We start from the raw sequence: 19230 nt of genomic DNA on the forward strand, positions 1-19230 counted from the left end.
GCCCTGCCCGTTTACGCCTGATCCAAGGCCTCCACCACGCCTTTGTCTTCTCCAAGAAACCCGCCGCTCTGATGCGCCCACAGCCGCGCATACACGCCGTTCTTCTCCAGCAATTCGGAATGGGTGCCCTGCTCGATGATGCGCCCGTCATCCATGACAATCAGCCGGTCCATCGCTGCAATCGTCGACAGCCGATGCGCGATCGCGATCACGGTCTTGCCCTGCATCATGTCATCGAGGCTTTCCTGAATCGCCACTTCGACTTCCGAGTCCAGTGCACTGGTGGCTTCGTCGAGCAGCAGGATCGGCGCGTTCTTCAGCATCACCCGAGCGATCGCCACCCGTTGCCGCTGGCCGCCGGACAGCTTGATCCCGCGTTCACCTACCAGAGTGTCGTAGCCGGTATGGCCCTGACGGTCGCTGAGTTGGCTGATGAACTCGTCAGCCTGCGCATTGGCAGCGGCGCGGCGGATCTGTGCGTCAGTGGCATCGGGCCGGCCGTAGGCAATGTTGTCGCGAATCGAGCGGTGCAGCAGCGAAGTGTCCTGGGTGACCATACCGATCGCGCTGCGCAGGCTGTCCTGGGTTACGTGCGCAATGTTCTGGCCGTCGATACGAATCTCGCCGCTGTCGACGTCATAGAAACGCAGCAGCAGGTTGATCAGCGTCGATTTGCCCGCACCGGAGCGGCCCACCAGACCGATTTTTTCACCGGGACGAATGCTCAGGCTCAGGCCATCGAGCACCTGACGCTCGCCACCGTAGTTGAACTTCACCTTGTCGAACGTCACCGCGCCGCCGGAGGTCACCAGCACGCCAGCATCCGGCGCATCTTGCACTTTGGTGCCTTGGGTCAACGTCGCCATGCCGTCCTGGACGGTACCGATGCTTTCGAACAGCGAGGTCATTTGCCACATGATCCAGTTCGACATGCCATTGATCCGCAACGCCATGGCGGTGATCGCCGCCACCGCACCGGCGCCGACGTCACCCTGGTGCCACAGCCACAGGGCGTAGCCGCCGGCAGACATGATCAACGCCACCACCAAGGCCTGATTGACGATCTCGAACAGGCTGACCAGACGCATCTGGCGAAAGCCGGTCTGCTTGAAATCTTCCATCGCCGCCCGCGCAAAGTGCGCTTCGCGGTTGGAGTGGGAAAACAGCTTCACCGTGGTGATGTTGGTGTACGCGTCGGCGATACGCCCGGTCATCATCGACCGCGCATTGGCCTGCTCCTGACCGACCTTGCCCAGGCGCGGCACGAAGTACCACATGGCCAGACCGAACAGCACGACCCAAGCGAGAAACGGCAGCATCAGCTTCAGCGCAAAACCGCCGGCCAGGGCAATGATCGCGATGAAGTACACGCCAATCCCCGGCAAGATCTCGATCATGGTGAACAGCACGTCGCGTACAGCAAGCGCCGTCTGCATGACTTTGGTCGTGACCCGGCCGGAGAACTCGTCGGAGAAAAACGAAAGGCTCTGCCGCAGCATCAACCGATGGAAATCCCAGCGCAGGCGCAGCGGCAGGTTAATCGCCAGAATCTGGTGCTGGACCATGGTGCGCAACGCCACCAGCCCGACACTCAAGACCATGACGATGCCCATGCCCCACAACACACGGCTCTCCTGTACCGCCGCTTCGCCGCCGGCCTGCCACGTCGAGAGCAGATCGACGACCTGGCCGAGGAAGGAAAACAGCCAGGCTTCATAGATCGACACAGCAGCGCTGAGCAACGCCAGTGCCAGAATGTAGCCGCGAGCGCCGCGAGTGCAGGCCCAGAGAAATTTAGCCAGACCGTTGGGTGGCGGTGGCACCTCGTCAGGCGGGAAAGGGTCGAGTCTTCGTTCAAACACACGAAGCATGATGTTCTCCTGAACGTTCAAGTCAGGGAGATTCTGCCACCGATTGGATCCCGGGAGGTCTTTGTGAAAAAGTGTGTGCTCCCGACCTGACGAGTGCCTGCCGTCTCTACCAGACTGCGATATGCGAATCCGCCCGCGGCTCAGTCCCGCCACACAGTACGCCCGTCACTGGATCACGCAGAATAATCTGTCCTCTGCCGTAATCCGTCAGGTCACTGGCGATCTGCACCTCATGCCCGCGACGCGCCAACGCGTTGGCCAGATCCCTTGAGGCGCCCTGCTCGATGCCGACCTTCATCCCACCCAGCCACTGCCAGCGCGGCGCGTCCAGTGCCGACTGCGGGTTCAGGCCGAAATCCACCAGGTTCATCACCATCTGCACATGGCCCTGCGGCTGCATGTAGCCGCCCATCACACCGAACGGGCCCAACGCCTGACCGTCTTTGGTGAGGAAGCCGGGAATGATCGTGTGAAAGGTCTTTTTGCCCGGCGCCAACGCGTTGGCATGCTCGGGATCCAGGCTGAATTCCTGCCCACGGTTTTGCAGGGCAATGCCGCTGTCAGGCAGCACCACGCCTGAGCCGAAGCCGTGGTAATTGCTCTGAATGAACGACACCATATTGCCCTGCCCGTCCGCCGTGGCCAGGTACACCGTGCCGCTGGCGTGAGGATCACCCGACTTCGGCGGCTGCGCTTGTTCGCCGATCTGAGCGCGGCGGCGGGCGCTGTACTCGTCACTCAACAGATCGGCGACGGCCACGCGCATGTGCAGCGGATCGGTGATGTAGTGCAGGCCATCGCTGTAGGCCAGCTTCATCGCCTCCAGTTGCCGGTGCCAGGTCTGCTGGCTGTCACGGTGATCGAAGTCGAAGCCTTCAAGAATCTTCAGCGCCATCAGCGCAACCAGACCTTGCCCGCTCGGTGGAATTTCCCAGACATCCACGCCCCGGTAATTGACGTGAATCGGCTCGACCCATTGCGCGCGGTAATGCTCCAGATCCGTGGCGCGCAGATAGCCGCCGGTAGCTCGTGAATGCGCGTCCAGGCGTTGCGCCAACGCGCCGCGATACAAACTCTCGCAACGGGTAGCCGCCAATTCTTCAAGGGTTCGCGCCTGCGCCGGGTTACGGAAAATCTCCCCGGCCTTGGGCGCGCGACCGTCAATCAGAAACGTATCGAACCAGGCCTGTAGCACTTCATCACGATGGGGACTGAACTCATCCAGCGCGATCTGCCACTGATGGGCAACCACCGGCGACAGCGGAAAACCGTCTCTGGCCAGACTGATCGCCGGTTGCAGCAGATCGGCGAACGGCAACACGCCAAAGCGTTGCGACAGCTCGGCCCAGGCCGATGGGCAACCGGGCACCGTCACTGGCGTCCAGCCATACAGCGGCATCTGTTCATGGCCGGTCGCCTTGACCGCTTCGATACTTAGCGACGCCGGGGCATGGCCGTTGGCATTGAGGCCATGCAACTGATCCTTGAACCAGACCAGCGCAAACGCATCACCGCCCAGGCCGCAGCCCGTAGGCTCGACCACGGTCAGTGCCGCCGCCGTGGCGATGGCGGCGTCGATTGCATTTCCACCCTTCTGCAGCATCTCGATGCCGGCCTGCGCGGCGAGTGGCTGAGACGCCGCGACCATGCCACGACGGGCGAAGACGCTTTGGCGTTGCGATGGATAGGGATATTCGTGAGCAGAGAATTTCAACATGGCAAAGGCTCTTCAAATCAGCAATTCATTGGCCGGACTTGATCCGGTTCCATTCGCGGGTGATCAGGCGCTGGATGTTTTTCGGCGATCTTCTCGAAGTTCTTCAACGTGTCGGGGCTGCGGCTCCGCGTACAAGCTCGATAAACGCATCGTCAATATCCTTGTGAAGTTCACAGCACGCGGCTGAGAAAGGCCTGGGTACGGGGATGGGTGGGCCGGCTGAAAATCTGCTCCGGCGGGCCTTGTTCGATCAGTTCACCCTGATCGAGCACCACCACCCGGTCGGCCACCTCGCGGGCAAAACCCATTTCATGGGTGACCACGACCATGGTCATGCCCTCCTCGGCCAACTCCTTCATCACTTGCAGAACCTCGCCGACAGTTTCCGGGTCGAGGGCGCTGGTGGGTTCGTCGAACAGCATCGCCTGAGGCTTCATCGCCAGCGCTCGGGCAATGGCGACGCGTTGCTGCTGACCGCCGGAAAGCATCGAGGGGTAATGACTGGCCTTGTCCGCCAGCCCGACTCGCTTGAGCAGTGCGTGCGCCTGCTCCAGCGCGGCCTGGCGCGGCACACCCAACACCTGAATCGGTGCTTCGATGATGTTTTCCAGCGCGGTCATGTGCGGGAACAGGTTGAAGCGCTGGAACACCATGCCAATGTCCCGGCGTTGACGAGCGATGTTGCGTTCCGAGTCGCGCACCAGACTGCCGTCCGCCCGGGTGCGATAACCCATGGGCCGGCCGCTGACGCGAATTTCCCCGCCCTGAATGTCTTCAAGCAGATTGATGCAGCGAATAAACGTGGTCTTGCCCGAGCCCGAAGCGCCGATCAGCACCACCACTTCACCGCGTCGCACTTGCAGCGAGATGCCTTTGAGAATCTGCAGATCACCGAAGGCCTTGTGAATGTTCAGCGCCTCGATGATCAGCTCGTCACTTTGCTGCGCCATGATTAACGCCCCCTCAGCAGTTTCAAAGTGCTGCGACCGAACATCCGGCTGGAGGCCGGCGGTGGCGCAGAAGGTCGGTCGGACTGGCCGAAACGGTTCTCCAGCCAGCGCTGAAAGAAGCCCCACAGCGTGGTGAGCAACAGGAAATAGATCGCCACCACCAAGTACAACTCGAACACCCGAAAGGTCGCCGAGGTGACCATCTGCGTGCTGAGCAACAGCTCTTGCACGCCGATCACGCTGACCAGCGTGGTGTTTTTCAGCATCACGTTGAACTCGTTGCCCAGCGGCGGCACGATCACCCGGAACGCTTGCGGCAGCACGATGCGACGCATCAGTTTGGCGAAGGTCATGCCCAGTGAACGGCCGGCCTCGTACTGGCCCTTGTCCACGGCGCCGATCCCGGCGCGGATGATCTCGGCCATGTACGCACCTTCGTTGAGGCCCAGAGCAATGATCGCCGCCTGAATGTTGCCGGGGATCACCAGCCCGAACAGCTCAATGTCTTCGAAGCGAAAAATCCCGCCCGCCGCCAGCGCGGTGTAGAGGAAAACGATCTGCACCAGCAACGGTGTGCCGCGCATCAGCCACACATAAAAACGCACCGGCAGATGCAGTAAAGGGTTCTTCGACAAGCGCAGCAGCGCGGCGGCCAGCCCCAGCACACAGCCCAGCAACATCGCCAGCAAACTGATCAGGCACGTCAGCCAGAGGCCGGTGAGGTACACGCCGCTGGGCTGCAACAGGTACTGCCAAAACACATCCCAATTGAAGTTCATCAACGCTTACCTCAATCGAGTGTGTCGCTGGAGACGTGCCACTTGTTCAAGAGCTGGTTGTAGCTGCCATCGCTGCGCATGTCGGTGATGATTTGCTGCACGGCGGCGCTCAGTTGCGCATCATCCTTGCGAATGCCCAGACCGGTGAGGATCCGGCTGAAGGCTGGCACGCCTTCCTCGAACAGGTCCGGCGCCATCGCCGCGTAATAGCCGGCGGTTTCTACGGTGGTGCCGTAAGCGTCGACCTGATTGATGCGCAGGGCCTGGAAGGCATCGGTATCGGTGTTGTAGACCACCAGTTTCATCGGCGGCTTGCCGGTCTTGCTCAGGCTTTCATTCTCGGTGTCGAGCAGGGTCTTGATGGTCGAACCGTTGAGCACCGCGATCTTGTGCCCGCTGAGATCCGCAAGGGTTTTCAGCGCCTTCGGATTGCCCTTGGGCACCACCACCGCCTGACTGGAATACATGTAATTGACGATGTCGATAACCTCGCGGCGCTCAGGCTTGTCGAACAACTGATCGACGATCATGTCGCACTGTTTGGCGAGCAGGGCCGGGAGCAATCCGGAGAATGGAATCACCCGCCAATCGACCTTCTTGTCGCCTAGACGTTTGGCGATTTCCAGGCCGAGGTCGACGGTCAGCCCGTTGGGCTTTTGCACTTCATCGAAGGACACCAGTGGCGGCGAATCCATGCCCGAGCAATAGGTGAGTTTGTCGACCTTGACCAGACGCTCCGGCACCGTGGGTGCGGCAAGCGCCCACTGCGAACAGAGGCCCAGGGAGATTGCAGCCAGTAACAGGCGAGACGTATGCATGACCAGACACTCCAGTTCGGTTAGTAACGGGGCAGTACTCAAAGTCAAAACATCGGCGGACTCGTGTTCCGCTCTGTGGTTATTTTTCCGATTGCAGAAACTTGATCAGTTCGGGCACCGTGCCTTCGATGTGCTCGCGCACCACGGCCTCGGCCTTGCTGGCGTCGCCGGCGCGAATCGCATCGAGGATCATCTGGTGTTCCTGGCGCGCACTCAGGGGCTTTTCGATGTGCTGCAGCCAAAGGCGCATCGGCGCTTCGATCAGCGAATAGAGGGCGCTGATCTGCTTCAGCAGTCGTGGGCGATCGCTGAGGCTGCACAGGTATTCATGGAACTTGCGATGGCGGCTGACCCACGCCGCACTCTCCTCGCGGTAGTCGTCCATTTCATCGAGCAGCCGCTCCAGCGCGGTCAACTGACGCTCGCTGATCTTGGGCACAGCGATGCGAATCGCCAGCCCCTCCAGAGCGCTGCGCATCTCGAACACTTCATGCATTTGCTCGACATCCAGACCGCTGACCACTGCGCCGCGGTTGGGCCGCAGCGTCACCAGGCCCTGCGCATCGAGGCGGCGAAAGGCTTCGCGCACCGGCATGCGGCTCATGCCGATTTCACTGGCGATGTCCTCGGCGATCAACCGGTCGCCCTTGCGATAACGACCACCGCAAATGCCTTCCAACAGAAAGTTGTAGGCCTCTTCCTCGGCGGTCATCGGTTGACGCTGATCGTAGGCGGGAGCGAATTGCATGGCAGCACCTTTTGTCTTTTTGTATCCAATTATCCACGGATACAAAAAAAGCACGATGCATGCCAGATTTCTCCGCACCGTGCCAAGCGCTTGATTTGAATGATTTAACAAAACAACAGCGATCAGATCCTGCAGCGCGAAACTTGAGTAGTGCTACCCGATGGCCCATGGCGAGCCCCGCAAAGGTGCAGATTGGTAGCTGAGTAACACTCAACTCAACGGCACCCGTGCGGTATGTATCACTGCGTCACCACCACCTTGCCGATCATCTGCGGATGCAACACACAAAAATATTCAAACTCCCCCGGCGTATCGAACACCCAGGAAAAGCTGTCATTGGTGTCCAGCGCTCCCGAGCGAAATACCTTGTGGGTTTCTGCCACCGTGTGCGGAATCTGATCGTCATTGACCCACGTCACCTTGGTGCCGACGGCCACGGTCAGGTCCTTGGGGGCGAACATGAATTCCTTGATGTCGATCTTCACTTCCGCGGCCCACAGCGGCATTGCCAGCAACAGGCCCATCAGCGCCAACAGTCGCGTTTTCATCGGTTCGCCCTCCGTCACACCAGTGTCGAATCAATCAGTGCCAGCGGATGATCGCCCTGAGTCGCGCGCACGTCGGTGATCCCCAGGTAATTGCGCAATTGATCGGCTGCCACCGTCATCGGCCCCGGCGACGGTGCGGCACCCGGTGCCGGCTGCGGATAGGCCGTGCCACGGGCGGTGTGAAAGGTGATATTGCCTTCGACTTTCTGGATCACCTGATGGATGTGCCCGTTGAGCACCGTCACTGAACCGTACTTGCGCAGCATCGCTATTGCTTGATCGCCATCCTCGGTGCCCCAGCCCCACGGCTGATAAATGGTCCACAGCGGGATGTGCGTGAACACGACGATGGGCGTGCTGCTGCTGACCGCGCGCAAGTCATCCGCCAGCCAGGCCAGTTGATCGGCGCCGAGGGTGGCTTCGTGGCCGGCCTGGAAATTGAACACATTAATCAGCCCAATGAAGTGCACGCCATGGTCATCGAAACTGTACCAACCGTTTCCTTTGGTGCCCTTGCCGTAGCGTTCCAGATAAAGCTTGCCGCCGCCCTCGTCGAGGGTGTCGTGTTCGCCGGGCACGTAATACACGGTGGATGGCAGGCCTTTGAGCAGCTGTGCGGCGGTGTCGAATTCCTCAGGTTTGGACAGGTGGGTGATGTCGCCGGTGTGCAGGATCAGTGACGGCCGTTTGGGCAGTGCGATGACCTTGTCGATCGCCACTTGCAAGGTCTTGACCGGCTCCGGATTGGCTTCCTTGTTGAAGCCGATGTGCGAGTCGCTGATCTGTACGAAGTGAAAGGTGCTGGCCAGCGCTTTTGGATCATTGACGTTGCCCGCCTCGTCCAGCGCAAAGGCTTTGGGAATCCCGCCGCTCAAGGCCCAGAGTACTCCTGCCCCGGCCCACGCCGAGCATTTGAGCAGGGTTCGCCGGTCCGGGTTGAGCGGGCCGTCGGTACGCAGCGGATGTTTTGCTTGAATGTCCATCGGTATGTCCTCGCGGGCGAACTACAGTGAGGTAGCTGACACGAGGTAAACCTGGCCGCGCGAGGCTTTATTCCACGGTAAAAAATAAATCTTTTGCCGCGAATAAAACCTGCCGCAGCACGGTTATAGGGGTGTGACGGTGCGGAACCGACCATGAAGCGATTTGAGGAACTGATTGCGCCCCATCTGGACGCGGCCTACAACCTTGCGCGCTGGCTCACCGGCAACGACAGCGCTGCGCGCGATGTCGTGCAGGAAAGCGCGCTGCGCGCCTTCCGGTTTTTGCAGCGTTTCGCCGATGGCAACGCCAAGGCGTGGTTTCTGACCATCGTGCGCAACGAAAGCTACACCTGGCTCAAGGCCTCGGCCGGACGCCATTGGGTCGCCATCGATGACGACATGGCGACTGACGACGGCCCCCTGAGCCATAGCCAGACCCCGGAATTGCTGGCCATTCACACGGAAAACGCCGCGTTGCTGCAGCAAGCGCTGTGCGCTCTGCCGCCGGCGTTTCGCGAGGTGATTGTGCTCAAGGAACTCGAAGACCTGCCCTACAAGGACATCGCTCTGGTGGTCGATATTCCCATCGGCACCGTCATGTCCAGGCTGGCCCGGGCACGGGCCCTGCTCAAGCTCGAACTACTGAAGTTGCACGATCATGAATGAACTCGACTGCACGGTTTGCCAGACACAGCTGCACGGCTATCTGGATCAGGAACTTGATCCGGCGACAGCTACGCAGGTGGCAGCGCACTTGAGCGCCTGCGCCGAGTGCGCGCGGCTGCATGATCAAGCGAAGTTGCTCAAGGTCAGCGTGAAGCGCCATGCGCCGTACTACCCCGCCCCCGCCTCATTGGCGGCCAGCGTGTTCGCAGCCGACACACCTGCGCCGGGGGTCATCCGGCGCTGGCAAAAATGGCTGGCTCCGGGCTTTTCCGCCGCAGCGCTGGCCCTGGCGATGGTGCTGTATGTCGCTACTCCGGGCAGCGAGCAACCCTTGATCGACGAGGCCGTGTCCAGCCATGTGCGCTCGTTGATGGGCGAACACCTCAACGACGTGGTGTCCTCCGACCGCCACACCGTAAAACCGTGGTTCACCGGCAAACTCGACTTCTCGCCCCCGGTTTCCGACTACTCGGCGCAGGGCTTTCCCTTGCTCGGCGGGCGCCTGGATTACCTGCAACACCAGACCACCGCTGCCCTGAGCTATGGGCATGGCAAACACATCATCAACGTGTTCATCCTGCCTACGAGCGAGGCTGATAAAGCCGTGCAAAGCCAAAGCTTGCGCGGCTTCAATGTGGTGTCGTGGCAGGCCAGTTATATGCGTTTCGTGCTGGTGTCGGATGCGGAGAAAGCTGAGCTGCAGGCGTTGGGGCAGTTGCTCAGAGCGCAATAGCGTGGCCTCAAAGGCAAAATCCTCGCGCATTCACTACGCTTGAGAAATCCGCCGCAGCGCAATCGTCAGCAACAGATTGAACATTGCGCTCGGGCCGCTGTTCCAGATGAGCAAACCCAAGCTACCAAGGACGAGCATATGGACAGTTTCGCTCCTGCCACGCCGGTTCCGCCTCAGCAAAGCGCAATCACCCGCCGCCTGGCGTTTGCGGTCGGCACGCTGTTTATCGTCGGGGTGATTGCCGCTATCGGCACCCTGCTCGGCATTGCCGCTCGCCTGGATCGCGAGGATGTCGAGCAAAACCGTTTCTACACGGCCCGCGCCCTGGAAAACCGCATCAGCAGCTCAAAGAGCTACATCACCAGTTACGCTGACTGGACCACCGCCTATGAGCACCTGCACACCCAGGTCGATACCGACTGGGCGTACACCCAACAGAACATTGGCAAGACGCTGTTCACCACTGACGGTTATGACGGCGTGTTCGTGCTGGATCGGCAGCGCACCAAATACGCCGTGGTGCAGGGACAGCAGGAAGACGCGGACATCGCGCACTGGCTCGCGGTGCCTGCCGCGTCGTTGATTGATCAGGTGCAAAACCAGTCTGATCTGACTGTGCCTGTCAGCACTTACTCGCTGTTCGACGGCTGGCCGGCGCTGGTCACGGCGGCGGCCATTCTGCCCAACGATGAGCGTCCAGTGGGCGATCCGCAACAGACCTCGGTGCTGGTATTCGTCGACAAGCTGACACCGGCCAAACTGCAAGCGCTTGGCGTGGCCTATGGCCTGAACAACCTGACGCTGATGCCGGATGAACAGCTCAGCGGGGAGCAACCACGCGTGCCGCTGGACAGTACCGGTTTCAGCTTGACGGCAGATCTGAAGCGACCCGGGCAGCAATTGTTGTGGTCATTGCTGCCAACGCTCGGCAGCGTGCTGGCCGTGCTGATGCTGTTGACCGCCTATTTCCTGCGTCACGCCGTGCGATCGTCGACCTACGTCGATCAGAGTTTCAGCACGTTGAAGACCTCGAATCAGGCGCTGGAGGCGGCCAACCACGCGCTGGAAGCCAGTGAAGAACGCTTTCGCGCGGTGGCCGAAGCCGCATCGGACTGGATCTGGGAAGTCGACAATCAGCTGCGCCTGACCTATCTCTCGGCGCGCTTCAGCGAGGTGACCGGTTACCCGCAAACCGAGTGGCTGGGGCCAGGCATCGGGCAACTGGTGTCCTGCGATACCACGCCGCTGGAGCTGTGGCTGAAAAAACTCACCGAAGACAGCAATGTTAGCGACCTGCGTTGCACCTACCGCGATCATGCCGGGCAGCAACGTCATTGCCGGTTGTCGGCACGCCCGATCCTCGACAAGCACGCCGTGAGCGGCTATCGCGGCACCGCCAGCGACATCACCGACGAAGTCGCCGCCCATGCGCAGATCCAGCACCTGTCGATGCACGACGCCTTGACCGGCCTGCCCAATCGCAATCAGTTGTCGCGTTATCTGGATGACGCGCTGCTGCTCAAAGAGCATGCCCCGCCACTGTCGTTGCTGGTGATCGATCTGGACAACTTCAAGCCGATCAACGACTCGCTCGGCCATCCGGCCGGTGATGCGGTGTTGCAGGAAGTCGCCAGTCGCCTGCGCGAACGCACCCGTGAGCACGACATCGTCGCCCGCCTGGGCGGTGACGAATTTGTCGTGGTGCTCAATGGCATGGACACTCGGCAAGAGGTCGACCGCTTTTGTACCCGGCTGGTCGAGAGCCTGCATCAACCGATGGTCTTCGAGCACCATCCGCTGCACGTCGGGGCCAGCATCGGTATCGCTCTGAGCCGCCGCCAGGGCTTCGTGCCCAGCGAGTTGATCCGTTGCGCCGACATCGCGCTGTATCAGGCTAAGTCCGAGGGCAAGAACACCTGGTGCTATTTCGAAGCGCACATGAACGACCAGATCCAGACCCGCCGGCAAATGGAAAGCGATCTGCGTGGCGCGTTGAAGAACGACGAATTCATCCTGCATTACCAGCCGCGCTACACCGTCGACGGCAAGCACATCGTCTCGGTCGAGGCATTGGTGCGCTGGCAACACCCGACCAAGGGCCTGCTGGGGCCGGACGTGTTCATCGGCCTGGCGGAACAGACCGACCTGATCGTGGCGCTGGGGCGCTGGGTATTGCGTGAAGCCTGTGAAACCGCACTGAGCTGGCCGTCGGACATTCTGCTCTCGGTCAATCTGTCGCCGGCGCAGTTTGCCCTCAGCGATGTCGTCGAAGACGTGCGCGAAGCACTGATCCAGACCCGTTTCCCGGCCAGTCGCCTGGAACTGGAAATCACCGAAAACGTGATGCTCGTCGACACCGACGGCGCGCTGGCCACGATGAATGCGCTCAAGCAACTCGGGGTGCGCCTAAACATGGACGACTTCGGCACCGGCTATTCGTCCCTCGGCTACCTGCGCGCCTACCCGTTCGACGGGATCAAGATCGACAAACGCTTCATCGCCTCGATCAGCAACGGCGCCAACGATCGCGCCGTGGTTCAGGCGATCATCGGCCTGGGCAAAGCCATGGGCCTGACCGTGACCGCCGAAGGCGTGGAAACCGAGGAGCAACTGGAGATTCTCGGCAAGGATCAATGCAATGAGGTGCAGGGTTATTTCATGAGTCGACCAATAGACAAAACGGCGTTCGCCCGGTTGTTGCAAACCGCCAGAACCGGGCCGGCCGATCATTCGCCGTCGAAGAAAGGTCGCGTCATCTAGCCAAGCGGGCGTCCCTGCCCGGATTCGAACTAAAGCGTCGCGTCGATCTTTTTCGCCGCTGCATCGCTGACCCAGGTGTGCCAGATTTCCGGGTGTTCCTTGAAGAATATCTTCGCCAGTTTCGGCGAGTCGATGTGCTCGTTGGTCATGCGGGCCAGGTTCTGGTTCAGCAGATCGATGGGCAGATTGACCTTTTCCAGTACCCCGACCAGTTCGGGTGCCTGCGCATGGAACACGCTGGACAGGCCGACCTTGATGCTGATCTGTTTATCGACGCCGGGTTTCTCGCCCAGTTTGATCAGATCAACCTGACCCATCAGCGGGGTTGGCGACCAGTAGTAGAACAGGATCGGCTCGCCGCGCTTGTAGCTCGACAGCACCGCCGCATCGAGGGCCGGGCCGGTGCCGGGGCGGAAGTTGGTGTAGCTGGCTTGCAGGCCGTAGCTCTTGAGCATCTCGCTGTTTTCCAGTTCGCAGGTCCAACCGGCCGGGCAGTTGTAGAAACGGCCCTTGCCCGGTTCTTCCGGATCCTTGAACAGCCCGGCGTACTGCGGCAGATCGGCGATGTTTTTCAGGTTCGGCGCTTTGGGCTTGAGGTTGCGTTTGGCATCGCCCTCGACCAGATACCGCGGCACATACCAGCCTTCGGTGGCGCCAATGATCGGCGCACCGACACCCACGACCTTGCCGCTGCTGGCGGCCTTGTTCCAGACCTCGCTGCGCCCGACCCACTCTTCCGCCAACACTTGGATATCGTTGCTGCCCAAGGCGCTTTCCATGGTGATGGAGTTGCCGGGCAGCGTGTCGACGGCACAGCCGTAACCATCCTTGAGCACGATCTGCAGCACCTCGGTGAGCAACATGCCACTTTCCCAATTGAGCCCGGCGAACTTCACCGGTTTGCCCGACTCGCACCAACCGGCGGCCTGGCTCGACGCACTGACGGCCAACAGGCCGATGGAAAACAGGGGGGCCAACAGGCTGTTTGTTCTTTTCACAATCGCACGCTCCAACACAGTGAACAGGATTACGGCGGTGCAGGTGCTCATCACGACGTGACGGGCACCTGTCAGCAATTCACAACTCAGGCTTGCCGATGAATCGTCGGAAACCAGTCTTCGCGCAGTCGTTGACCGGTTTGCATCGCATGCCCCGGATACGGCGGCGAAGTCCGCCCCGGCCGCTCGAAGTAGCGCATGTCATCGCCGAGCCAGCGCAGCGATAGCACCCGGCGACGCTGCGCCGACGCGTTGCCTCGGGCGCCATGCACGGTGCGAAAATCGAACAGCACCGCATCGCCCGGCTGCATCTCCCACTCCAGCACTTGCATGCCCTCCTCCGAATCCGGATCCGGCGCTTCACGATAGCCATCGGCATCGCGGTAGAAGTCACTCTGATCAGCCCAGTGCACCGGTTTGATGCCTTTCTCCCAACGATGCGACCCGGCCAGCAGGCGCAACGTCGACTCGCGAACCGGGTCGACCGGAATCCAGAAACTCACGCTCTGGCTGCCTTCAACGAAGTAATAGGGAATGTCCTGATGCCAAGGCGTGGCTTTCTGCGCGCCTGGCTCCTTGACCAGCACATGATCATGGAAGAACTGTGCCGAGTTTGAACGCATGATCGCAGCGGCGACCGATGCGGCCGGGGACTGTTCGACCATGTGGCGAAATTCCGGGATCCGTTGCCAGTTGCAGTAGTCGTCGAAAAATCCGCCCGGCTGGTCATCTTTTTCAACGTAGCGGCTCGCATACACGCCCGGTTCAGCGAGGTTGCGCTCGATGCCGGCGGCAATCGTGTCGATCCACCCGGAGAACACTCCGCGCAGGCAAACCGCACCATCGCGCTGGAAGGCTTCGATGTCTTTTTCATTAACGGTGTAAGCGCTGGCTGTCATGACCTGAAACTCCCTCACGCAAGAAATAAAAGTAGGCACAGGGCAAATATTCCATGACACTCAGCCAAGAGAAAATAATATGTCTTGATCTGTCACCGAAGAAAATCTTATGAAGTTCAGCCTGCGACAACTGCGTTACGCACTCGCTGCGGCCAAGCACGGCAACCTGACACTGGCGGCCGAGGAACTGCATGTTTCACAGCCCTCGATCTCCACCGCGATTACCGAACTGGAACAGCTTTTCGGCCAGCCGTTGTTCGTTCGTCAACGAGGCCTCGGGGTCTCGCTGACGCCGTTCGGGCGCACGCTGATGACTCAGGCCAAGCGCGTGTTGAGCGAGGCTCGGGCATTCGCCGACATCGGTGCTGACAGCACGGATTTTTCCGGAGAACTGGTGCTCGGCTGCTACGCGGATCTGGCGCCGTATTGCCTGCCCCAGATCCTGCGACGCTTGCAGCAGGAACACCCGCAGGTCACGGTGGACATGCGCGAAGGCGAGTTCGAATATCTCGGCAAGCGTCTGGCCGAGGGCACGCTGGAGTTGGCGTTGACCTACGATCTGGGCTTGCCGGCCAACACCACATGCGTCGAGCTCTGTCAGCTGCGCGCACACGCCCTGCTGCCGGCCGATCATCCGCTGGCCAGTGCGGCCGAGGTCTGCCTGCAAGCACTAAGCGAATGCCCTCTGGTGGTGACGGATCAGATCCACAGCTGGCAGCACGTGCTGGACTTGTTCAACTTCCATGGCTATGCCCCGGCCAGCGTCCAGCACACCCACAGTTTCGAGTTTCAGCGCAGTCTGGTGGCCAACGGATTTGGCGTGGCGTTGACCTATACCCGGCCCTTCGGCGATCACAGTTACGACGGCCAGCCACTGGTCTGCCGCCCCATTCGCGAGCCATTGCCGGTGCAACGCATCGTGCTCGCCCACGACCAGCGTTATCCACTGACACCGCCGGCCGAGGCGTTCAAACAACAGGCGCTGACGTGGTTCAAGGAGCGGCAGCCGTTTGCTACGAGCTGAGCTTAGCGCTGAGGGATACCACGTAACACCAGAAAAAGCAGCGGCGCTGTGATCTGGTTAATCCCCCACACACTAAAGCCCGATAGCACACTCTTTGTTTATGTTTTTTTTGTTGACGTTAACCCGTCTTGTTCAGGGAATGTTTAGGCACGTCATGCTTGAATAGGCCTTACCGTGAACTAGGCTCAAATTCAATCTCGCGAAAATAACAACTTCACTTGCGGCTTTATCTGGCTTCCAGATTGCGGGCGAAAAGAACAACTGCAGCAAAGGATTAACGATGGATCGATATGATGCTCCGCTTGTTGTAGAGCGCACTTGGCAGGCAGTGTTGTTCAAAGGATTGATTACAAGAAATCCATGCCTGAGCATTTTTTTCATGACACTGGCCGTGTTCATGGCATTGCAGTACAAACCCGCTGTCCTGAACTACACAACACGTTTTGTCGACTTTGCCGAGTACATGTTGCTGCACGGCATCACACTGTTCCCGATTGCCGACGACCTCAAGCCTTATCCCGACTATACGGTTCTCAATACCCTGTTGGTCTATCTGGTTTCCTTGCCGTTCGGCCGGGTGTCCATTCTTTCCATGGGTCTTCCGTCCTGCGTGGCCGCTTCGCTGATGCTGGTATTCATTTATCGGCTGGGCGCGTTGCACAGCAAGAAATGGGGCGCGTATGGCGTTCTTTTCAGCCTGCTCACCTGGGCTTTTCTTGACGGCGTCAACTCGCTGGCACTGGATATCTATCCGGCGCTGTTAACGGTGATGTGCTTCTACTTTGCCTATGCGGCCGATGTAAAAAAGGACCCGCGTCGCCTTGCATTTCTGTACCTCGGGTTGGCACTGGGTTTCGCCTTTCGGGGGCCTATTGGCTTGATCGGACCCGCGACTGTCATTGGCGCCTATTACTTGCTGAGCCGGCAGTGGCGCATGTTGCTGCTGTATTCATTGCTCTCGGGCGTGATTCTGACTGTTGGGGTTGCGCTGCTGGCATGGGCCGCCTACTTGCAAGGTGGGCAAGCGTTCCTTGAGGAAGTGCTGAACATGCAGGGCATCGGACGCTTCGGTTCCGACCACGCGCCACGCTATTACTTCTACTTCTCCGCAGGCTTGTTGACCTACGGCATCACGGTGTTTTACGCCATTAATGTAATTCTCAAGAAGTACAAACTGTTCTTCAGCTCGACCCGCGATAAAGACATCGACCTGCTGTTGTATCTGACCGGGTGGCTGTTGGTGCTGCTGGTGCTGTTTACAATCCCCAGCTCGAAGAAAGCGCGCTACATCCTCGCAATCACCCCGGCCATTTCGCTGCTGGCCGCCTACCTTTTCGTCAGCAAGGAAGCCGCCTTGGTCCGCGCCAAAAAAGGCCTGCTGAACTTCTGCCTGAAGTTGCCTCTGCTTGGGTTGGGGATGCTGGTGGCGGTGCTGGTCTACAACAACTTCGCCGATGTTCCGTTACAGCCCAACTACCTGGGCGTAGTCTTGGGATTGTCTGCGCTGCTGAGCTTCTACCATGGCAAACACCAGTACTTCGCCGAGCATCCCTATCGCGAGTTCATGACGCTGTCGTTTGGCGTAGCGGCATTTCTGATACTGGATATGTTTTTCTTCAACCCGATCACCTACCACCTGGAACTCATGATCGAACCCACACCGAAATTTTTGCCGTATTGGTTTTGGTGAAGGCTCTTCCTGACACATGAGTTAGCGACACTACTGTCCAGCTTCCACATGTTGGTATCTGACAGGGTCATGACGCATCCAAGGTACTGAATCGGCGGCAGGGCCTGCACAAAAGCAGTCGTTTGCAGCAAGAAAAAAATAAAGGTGGCGCCCGCTTTCGCGAGCGACACCTTCATCCACTGCCCGCTAATCAGGCCTTCTTGTCCGCTTCTTCCAGCGCTTTTTCAGCGTTGAACCCGTCGAAGTTCTCGAATACGCCCAGAAAGCCCGGCACGGTCACTTCTCGCGCCCAGTCGCGCTGTAGTTCGCAGTACATTTGCACCCGGCTGATGAGCTTCGCGCCCGCCTGTTCCATTCTGCGCAACGCCGCCTCATGCGCGGCGAGCGATGTGCCGCCGACCGCATCGACTGGCACATAAACGTCATAACCTTCCTGGATCGCGTCGAGCACCGGGAATGTCAGGCACGCTTCGGTCCAGAGTGCAGTCATGATGAGCTTCTTGCGCCCGAGCGCCTTGACTGCCTGTTTGAATTGCGTGTCCTCCCAACTGTTGATCGATGTGCGGTCATAGGTCGGCAGATGGCCGATCACCTTTTGCAACTCCTGAATCGGCGGCTTGTTGCGGCCGGTCGCGACATTGACTGTCGAGTGGATGATCGGAAGGTTGTAGTTGACCGCCGCCTTCGCGACGCTGGTTATGTTGAAGACGAGTTCATCACGCGGCATCGAGCGGATCGAAGAAACCTGAACCGGCTGATAATCGATGATGATCAACGCCGAGTTTTCCGGGGTCAGTAGCTGATCGGTATGGGGGTTGCGGAGAGTCTCGCTTGCCATTGGCAAATCCTTTTCATGGGTGACGCACGTTTGTGAATCAGGCCGGAGCCTGTGCGGGTGATGGATTCCGAGACACGTGCGAATGACGCCATGCCCGGAAAATCCATTGTGCTGTTCCCATGTTTGACGCAGTAGTAGCATTGCGCGACGTGCTGTGTCGCGAAAAGAGGAACGCAAGCGTGGACATCGAAGAACTGCAGACCTTCGTGGAAGTGGCTGATGCCGGGGGCATTTCGCAGGCTGCCCTGCGTCTTGGCGTGTCGAAATCGATCGTCAGCCGCCGCCTGGCTCGGCTTGAAACCGAATTGGGTGTGCAATTGCTGGCACGCTCCACGCGCGGGGCGGCGCTTACCGAGGCCGGTGCGACGTTCCGGGACTACGCCGCCAGGGTTTGCACCGAGATCGACATCGCCAAGGAAACGATCCTGCCCGCCGGCGCCCTCCGCGGCCGCTTGCGCGTGGCCGTGCCGCTGTCGTTCGGCCAGAGTCACTTCGCCCCGATGCTGGCAGAAATGGCGCGTCGGCATCCGCAGCTGCACATCCAGACCTGTTACAGCGATCGCTTCGTTGACCTCATTGCCGAGGGGTACGATTGCGCCATCCGGGTGGGCTATATGCAGGACTCCAATCTGATCGCCAGACGGATTGGCCCGGTCTACACCAAGCTCGTCGCGAGCCCCGCCTACATCAACGCGCATGGAGAACCCCAGACGCCGGATGAACTGATTGCCCATCAGGCGCTCATGCAGGGCACCGAAGCCTGGCAATTCATGGATGGCGACAAAGTCATCACGGTTCGTCCGCAAGGCCGCTTCAAGGCCGACAACGGCATCGCCCTGGTCGCCGCCGCGACCGCAGGCCTGGGTGTCGCCTACCTGCCCGATTGCCTCACCCATGAACACGTGGCATCCGGCGCATTGGTGCCGATCATGACAAACCATCCTCCCCCTCCGGCCGGTGCCTACATCATCCGCCCGCCGGGTCCGCACCCTGCGCGCAAAATTCGTGTGCTCACTGAACTGCTGATCGAGTTCTTCGGCGAAACGCCACACCTGGCGGTGCAGCCGCTGTCACATCAGGATGATGCGCTGGCGTGAGGTTGGGCTAAGCGAGAGCGACAGACTTCCTCTTTATCCGCCGTTCGCGCAGGGCCGCTATGGGAAAGCGGTCACTCGCGAGTGTCGCCTTCTGACCGGAAGTTGCCCGAT

The 19230-nt window shown here is 60.0% G+C and carries 17 protein-coding genes; 6 read left to right on the forward strand and 11 right to left on the reverse strand.

Going from position 1 to position 19230, the window contains the following annotated elements; translation table 11 throughout:
- Positions 1–11: 11 nt before the first annotated feature.
- From M0808_RS15915 to M0808_RS15950, 8 genes are all read right to left on the reverse strand, one after another.
- The gene (locus M0808_RS15915; RefSeq protein ID WP_115989767.1) at positions 12–1871 is read right to left on the reverse strand and encodes an ABC transporter ATP-binding protein; all 1860 of its coding nucleotides are present in this window, start codon (positions 1869–1871) and stop codon (positions 12–14) included.
- 106 nt (positions 1872–1977) lie between these two features.
- Complete coding sequence (locus M0808_RS15920; RefSeq protein ID WP_247841818.1) at positions 1978–3588, reverse strand: gamma-glutamyltransferase family protein; 1611 nt, start codon at positions 3586–3588, stop codon at positions 1978–1980.
- A 170-nt stretch (positions 3589–3758) separates the two neighbouring features.
- The gene (locus M0808_RS15925; RefSeq protein ID WP_247841819.1) at positions 3759–4538 is read right to left on the reverse strand and encodes an amino acid ABC transporter ATP-binding protein; all 780 of its coding nucleotides are present in this window, start codon (positions 4536–4538) and stop codon (positions 3759–3761) included.
- A gap of 2 nt (positions 4539–4540) precedes the next feature.
- A complete protein-coding gene (locus tag M0808_RS15930; protein WP_139053970.1) occupies positions 4541–5317 on the reverse strand; it encodes an amino acid ABC transporter permease in 777 nt (258 codons plus the stop codon).
- Between the two features lie 11 nt (positions 5318–5328).
- Positions 5329–6135, reverse strand: a complete 807-nt coding sequence (locus M0808_RS15935) for an ABC transporter substrate-binding protein (protein WP_247841820.1) — start codon at positions 6133–6135, stop codon at positions 5329–5331.
- Positions 6136–6214: 79 nt separating this feature from the next.
- Positions 6215–6883: a GntR family transcriptional regulator gene (locus tag M0808_RS15940; RefSeq protein WP_098964038.1), complete on the reverse strand. Its 669-nt coding sequence runs from the start codon at positions 6881–6883 to the stop codon at positions 6215–6217.
- 239 nt (positions 6884–7122) lie between these two features.
- Positions 7123–7431 carry a plastocyanin/azurin family copper-binding protein gene (locus M0808_RS15945; protein WP_098964039.1) on the reverse strand — a complete coding sequence of 103 codons (309 nt, stop codon included), beginning with the start codon at positions 7429–7431 and terminating at the stop codon, positions 7123–7125.
- 14 nt (positions 7432–7445) lie between these two features.
- Positions 7446–8414 carry a metallophosphoesterase gene (locus tag M0808_RS15950; RefSeq protein WP_247841821.1) on the reverse strand — a complete coding sequence of 323 codons (969 nt, stop codon included), beginning with the start codon at positions 8412–8414 and terminating at the stop codon, positions 7446–7448.
- A gap of 153 nt (positions 8415–8567) precedes the next feature.
- Here M0808_RS15950 and M0808_RS15955 point away from each other — a divergent pair, with 153 nt between their 5' ends.
- The 3 genes from M0808_RS15955 to M0808_RS15965 all read left to right on the forward strand — a co-directional run bounded on the left by M0808_RS15955 (position 8568) and on the right by M0808_RS15965 (position 12573).
- Complete coding sequence (locus M0808_RS15955; protein ID WP_247841822.1) at positions 8568–9080, forward strand: sigma-70 family RNA polymerase sigma factor; 513 nt, start codon at positions 8568–8570, stop codon at positions 9078–9080.
- The gene (locus M0808_RS15960) at positions 9073–9813 is read left to right on the forward strand and encodes an anti-sigma factor (RefSeq protein ID WP_247841823.1); all 741 of its coding nucleotides are present in this window, start codon (positions 9073–9075) and stop codon (positions 9811–9813) included. Before M0808_RS15955 ends, M0808_RS15960 begins: the two co-directional genes overlap by 8 nt.
- Positions 9814–9951: 138 nt before the next feature.
- Positions 9952–12573, forward strand: coding sequence for an EAL domain-containing protein (locus tag M0808_RS15965; RefSeq protein ID WP_247841824.1), 2622 nt, complete (start codon positions 9952–9954; stop codon positions 12571–12573).
- A 29-nt stretch (positions 12574–12602) separates the two neighbouring features.
- Here the strand turns inward: M0808_RS15965 and M0808_RS15970 are convergent, their stop codons facing one another.
- On the reverse strand, positions 12603–13571 hold the full coding sequence (locus M0808_RS15970) for an ABC transporter substrate-binding protein (protein ID WP_247841825.1): 969 nt from the start codon (positions 13569–13571) through the stop codon (positions 12603–12605).
- Between the two features lie 86 nt (positions 13572–13657).
- The gene (locus tag M0808_RS15975) at positions 13658–14470 is read right to left on the reverse strand and encodes a phytanoyl-CoA dioxygenase family protein (RefSeq protein WP_134786415.1); all 813 of its coding nucleotides are present in this window, start codon (positions 14468–14470) and stop codon (positions 13658–13660) included.
- A gap of 109 nt (positions 14471–14579) precedes the next feature.
- Between M0808_RS15975 and M0808_RS15980 the strand changes: the two genes are divergently transcribed.
- Positions 14580–15494, forward strand: coding sequence for a LysR family transcriptional regulator (locus M0808_RS15980; RefSeq protein WP_134786416.1), 915 nt, complete (start codon positions 14580–14582; stop codon positions 15492–15494).
- Between the two features lie 379 nt (positions 15495–15873).
- A complete protein-coding gene (locus tag M0808_RS15985) occupies positions 15874–17184 on the forward strand; it encodes a glycosyltransferase family 39 protein (RefSeq protein WP_348773046.1) in 1311 nt (436 codons plus the stop codon).
- 190 nt (positions 17185–17374) lie between these two features.
- Here the strand turns inward: M0808_RS15985 and M0808_RS15990 are convergent, their stop codons facing one another.
- Positions 17375–18022 (reverse strand): hydrolase, encoded by a 648-nt coding sequence (locus tag M0808_RS15990; protein WP_204894616.1) that lies wholly within the window; start codon positions 18020–18022, stop codon positions 17375–17377.
- Positions 18023–18201: 179 nt separating this feature from the next.
- Here M0808_RS15990 and M0808_RS15995 point away from each other — a divergent pair, with 179 nt between their 5' ends.
- On the forward strand, positions 18202–19119 hold the full coding sequence (locus M0808_RS15995) for a LysR family transcriptional regulator (protein ID WP_139053964.1): 918 nt from the start codon (positions 18202–18204) through the stop codon (positions 19117–19119).
- Positions 19120–19230: the final 111 nt, after the last annotated feature.

It is taken from the genome of Pseudomonas sp. MWU12-3103b (genome assembly GCF_023100615.1).
GTDB classification, from domain to species: Bacteria; Pseudomonadota; Gammaproteobacteria; order Pseudomonadales; family Pseudomonadaceae; genus Aquipseudomonas; species Aquipseudomonas putida_A.

Bases quoted from the DNA above. Each gene is read 5' to 3' on its own strand.
- M0808_RS15955 (WP_247841822.1), top strand. From the start codon at position 8,568: ATGAAGCGATTTGAGGAACTGATTGCGCCCCATCTGGACGCGGCCTAC.
- M0808_RS15950 (WP_247841821.1), bottom strand. From the start codon at position 8,414: ATGGACATTCAAGCAAAACATCCGCTGCGTACCGACGGCCCGCTCAAC.
- M0808_RS15920 (WP_247841818.1), bottom strand. From the start codon at position 3,588: ATGTTGAAATTCTCTGCTCACGAATATCCCTATCCATCGCAACGCCAA.
- M0808_RS15990 (WP_204894616.1), bottom strand. From the start codon at position 18,022: ATGGCAAGCGAGACTCTCCGCAACCCCCATACCGATCAGCTACTGACC.
- M0808_RS15935 (WP_247841820.1), bottom strand. From the start codon at position 6,135: ATGCATACGTCTCGCCTGTTACTGGCTGCAATCTCCCTGGGCCTCTGT.
- M0808_RS15965 (WP_247841824.1), top strand. From the start codon at position 9,952: ATGGACAGTTTCGCTCCTGCCACGCCGGTTCCGCCTCAGCAAAGCGCA.
- M0808_RS15940 (WP_098964038.1), bottom strand. From the start codon at position 6,883: ATGCAATTCGCTCCCGCCTACGATCAGCGTCAACCGATGACCGCCGAG.
- M0808_RS15985 (WP_348773046.1), top strand. From the start codon at position 15,874: ATGACACTGGCCGTGTTCATGGCATTGCAGTACAAACCCGCTGTCCTG.
- M0808_RS15975 (WP_134786415.1), bottom strand. From the start codon at position 14,470: ATGACAGCCAGCGCTTACACCGTTAATGAAAAAGACATCGAAGCCTTC.
- M0808_RS15980 (WP_134786416.1), top strand. From the start codon at position 14,580: ATGAAGTTCAGCCTGCGACAACTGCGTTACGCACTCGCTGCGGCCAAG.
- M0808_RS15945 (WP_098964039.1), bottom strand. From the start codon at position 7,431: ATGAAAACGCGACTGTTGGCGCTGATGGGCCTGTTGCTGGCAATGCCG.
- M0808_RS15915 (WP_115989767.1), bottom strand. From the start codon at position 1,871: ATGCTTCGTGTGTTTGAACGAAGACTCGACCCTTTCCCGCCTGACGAG.
- M0808_RS15925 (WP_247841819.1), bottom strand. From the start codon at position 4,538: ATGGCGCAGCAAAGTGACGAGCTGATCATCGAGGCGCTGAACATTCAC.
- M0808_RS15930 (WP_139053970.1), bottom strand. From the start codon at position 5,317: ATGAACTTCAATTGGGATGTGTTTTGGCAGTACCTGTTGCAGCCCAGC.
- M0808_RS15960 (WP_247841823.1), top strand. From the start codon at position 9,073: ATGAATGAACTCGACTGCACGGTTTGCCAGACACAGCTGCACGGCTAT.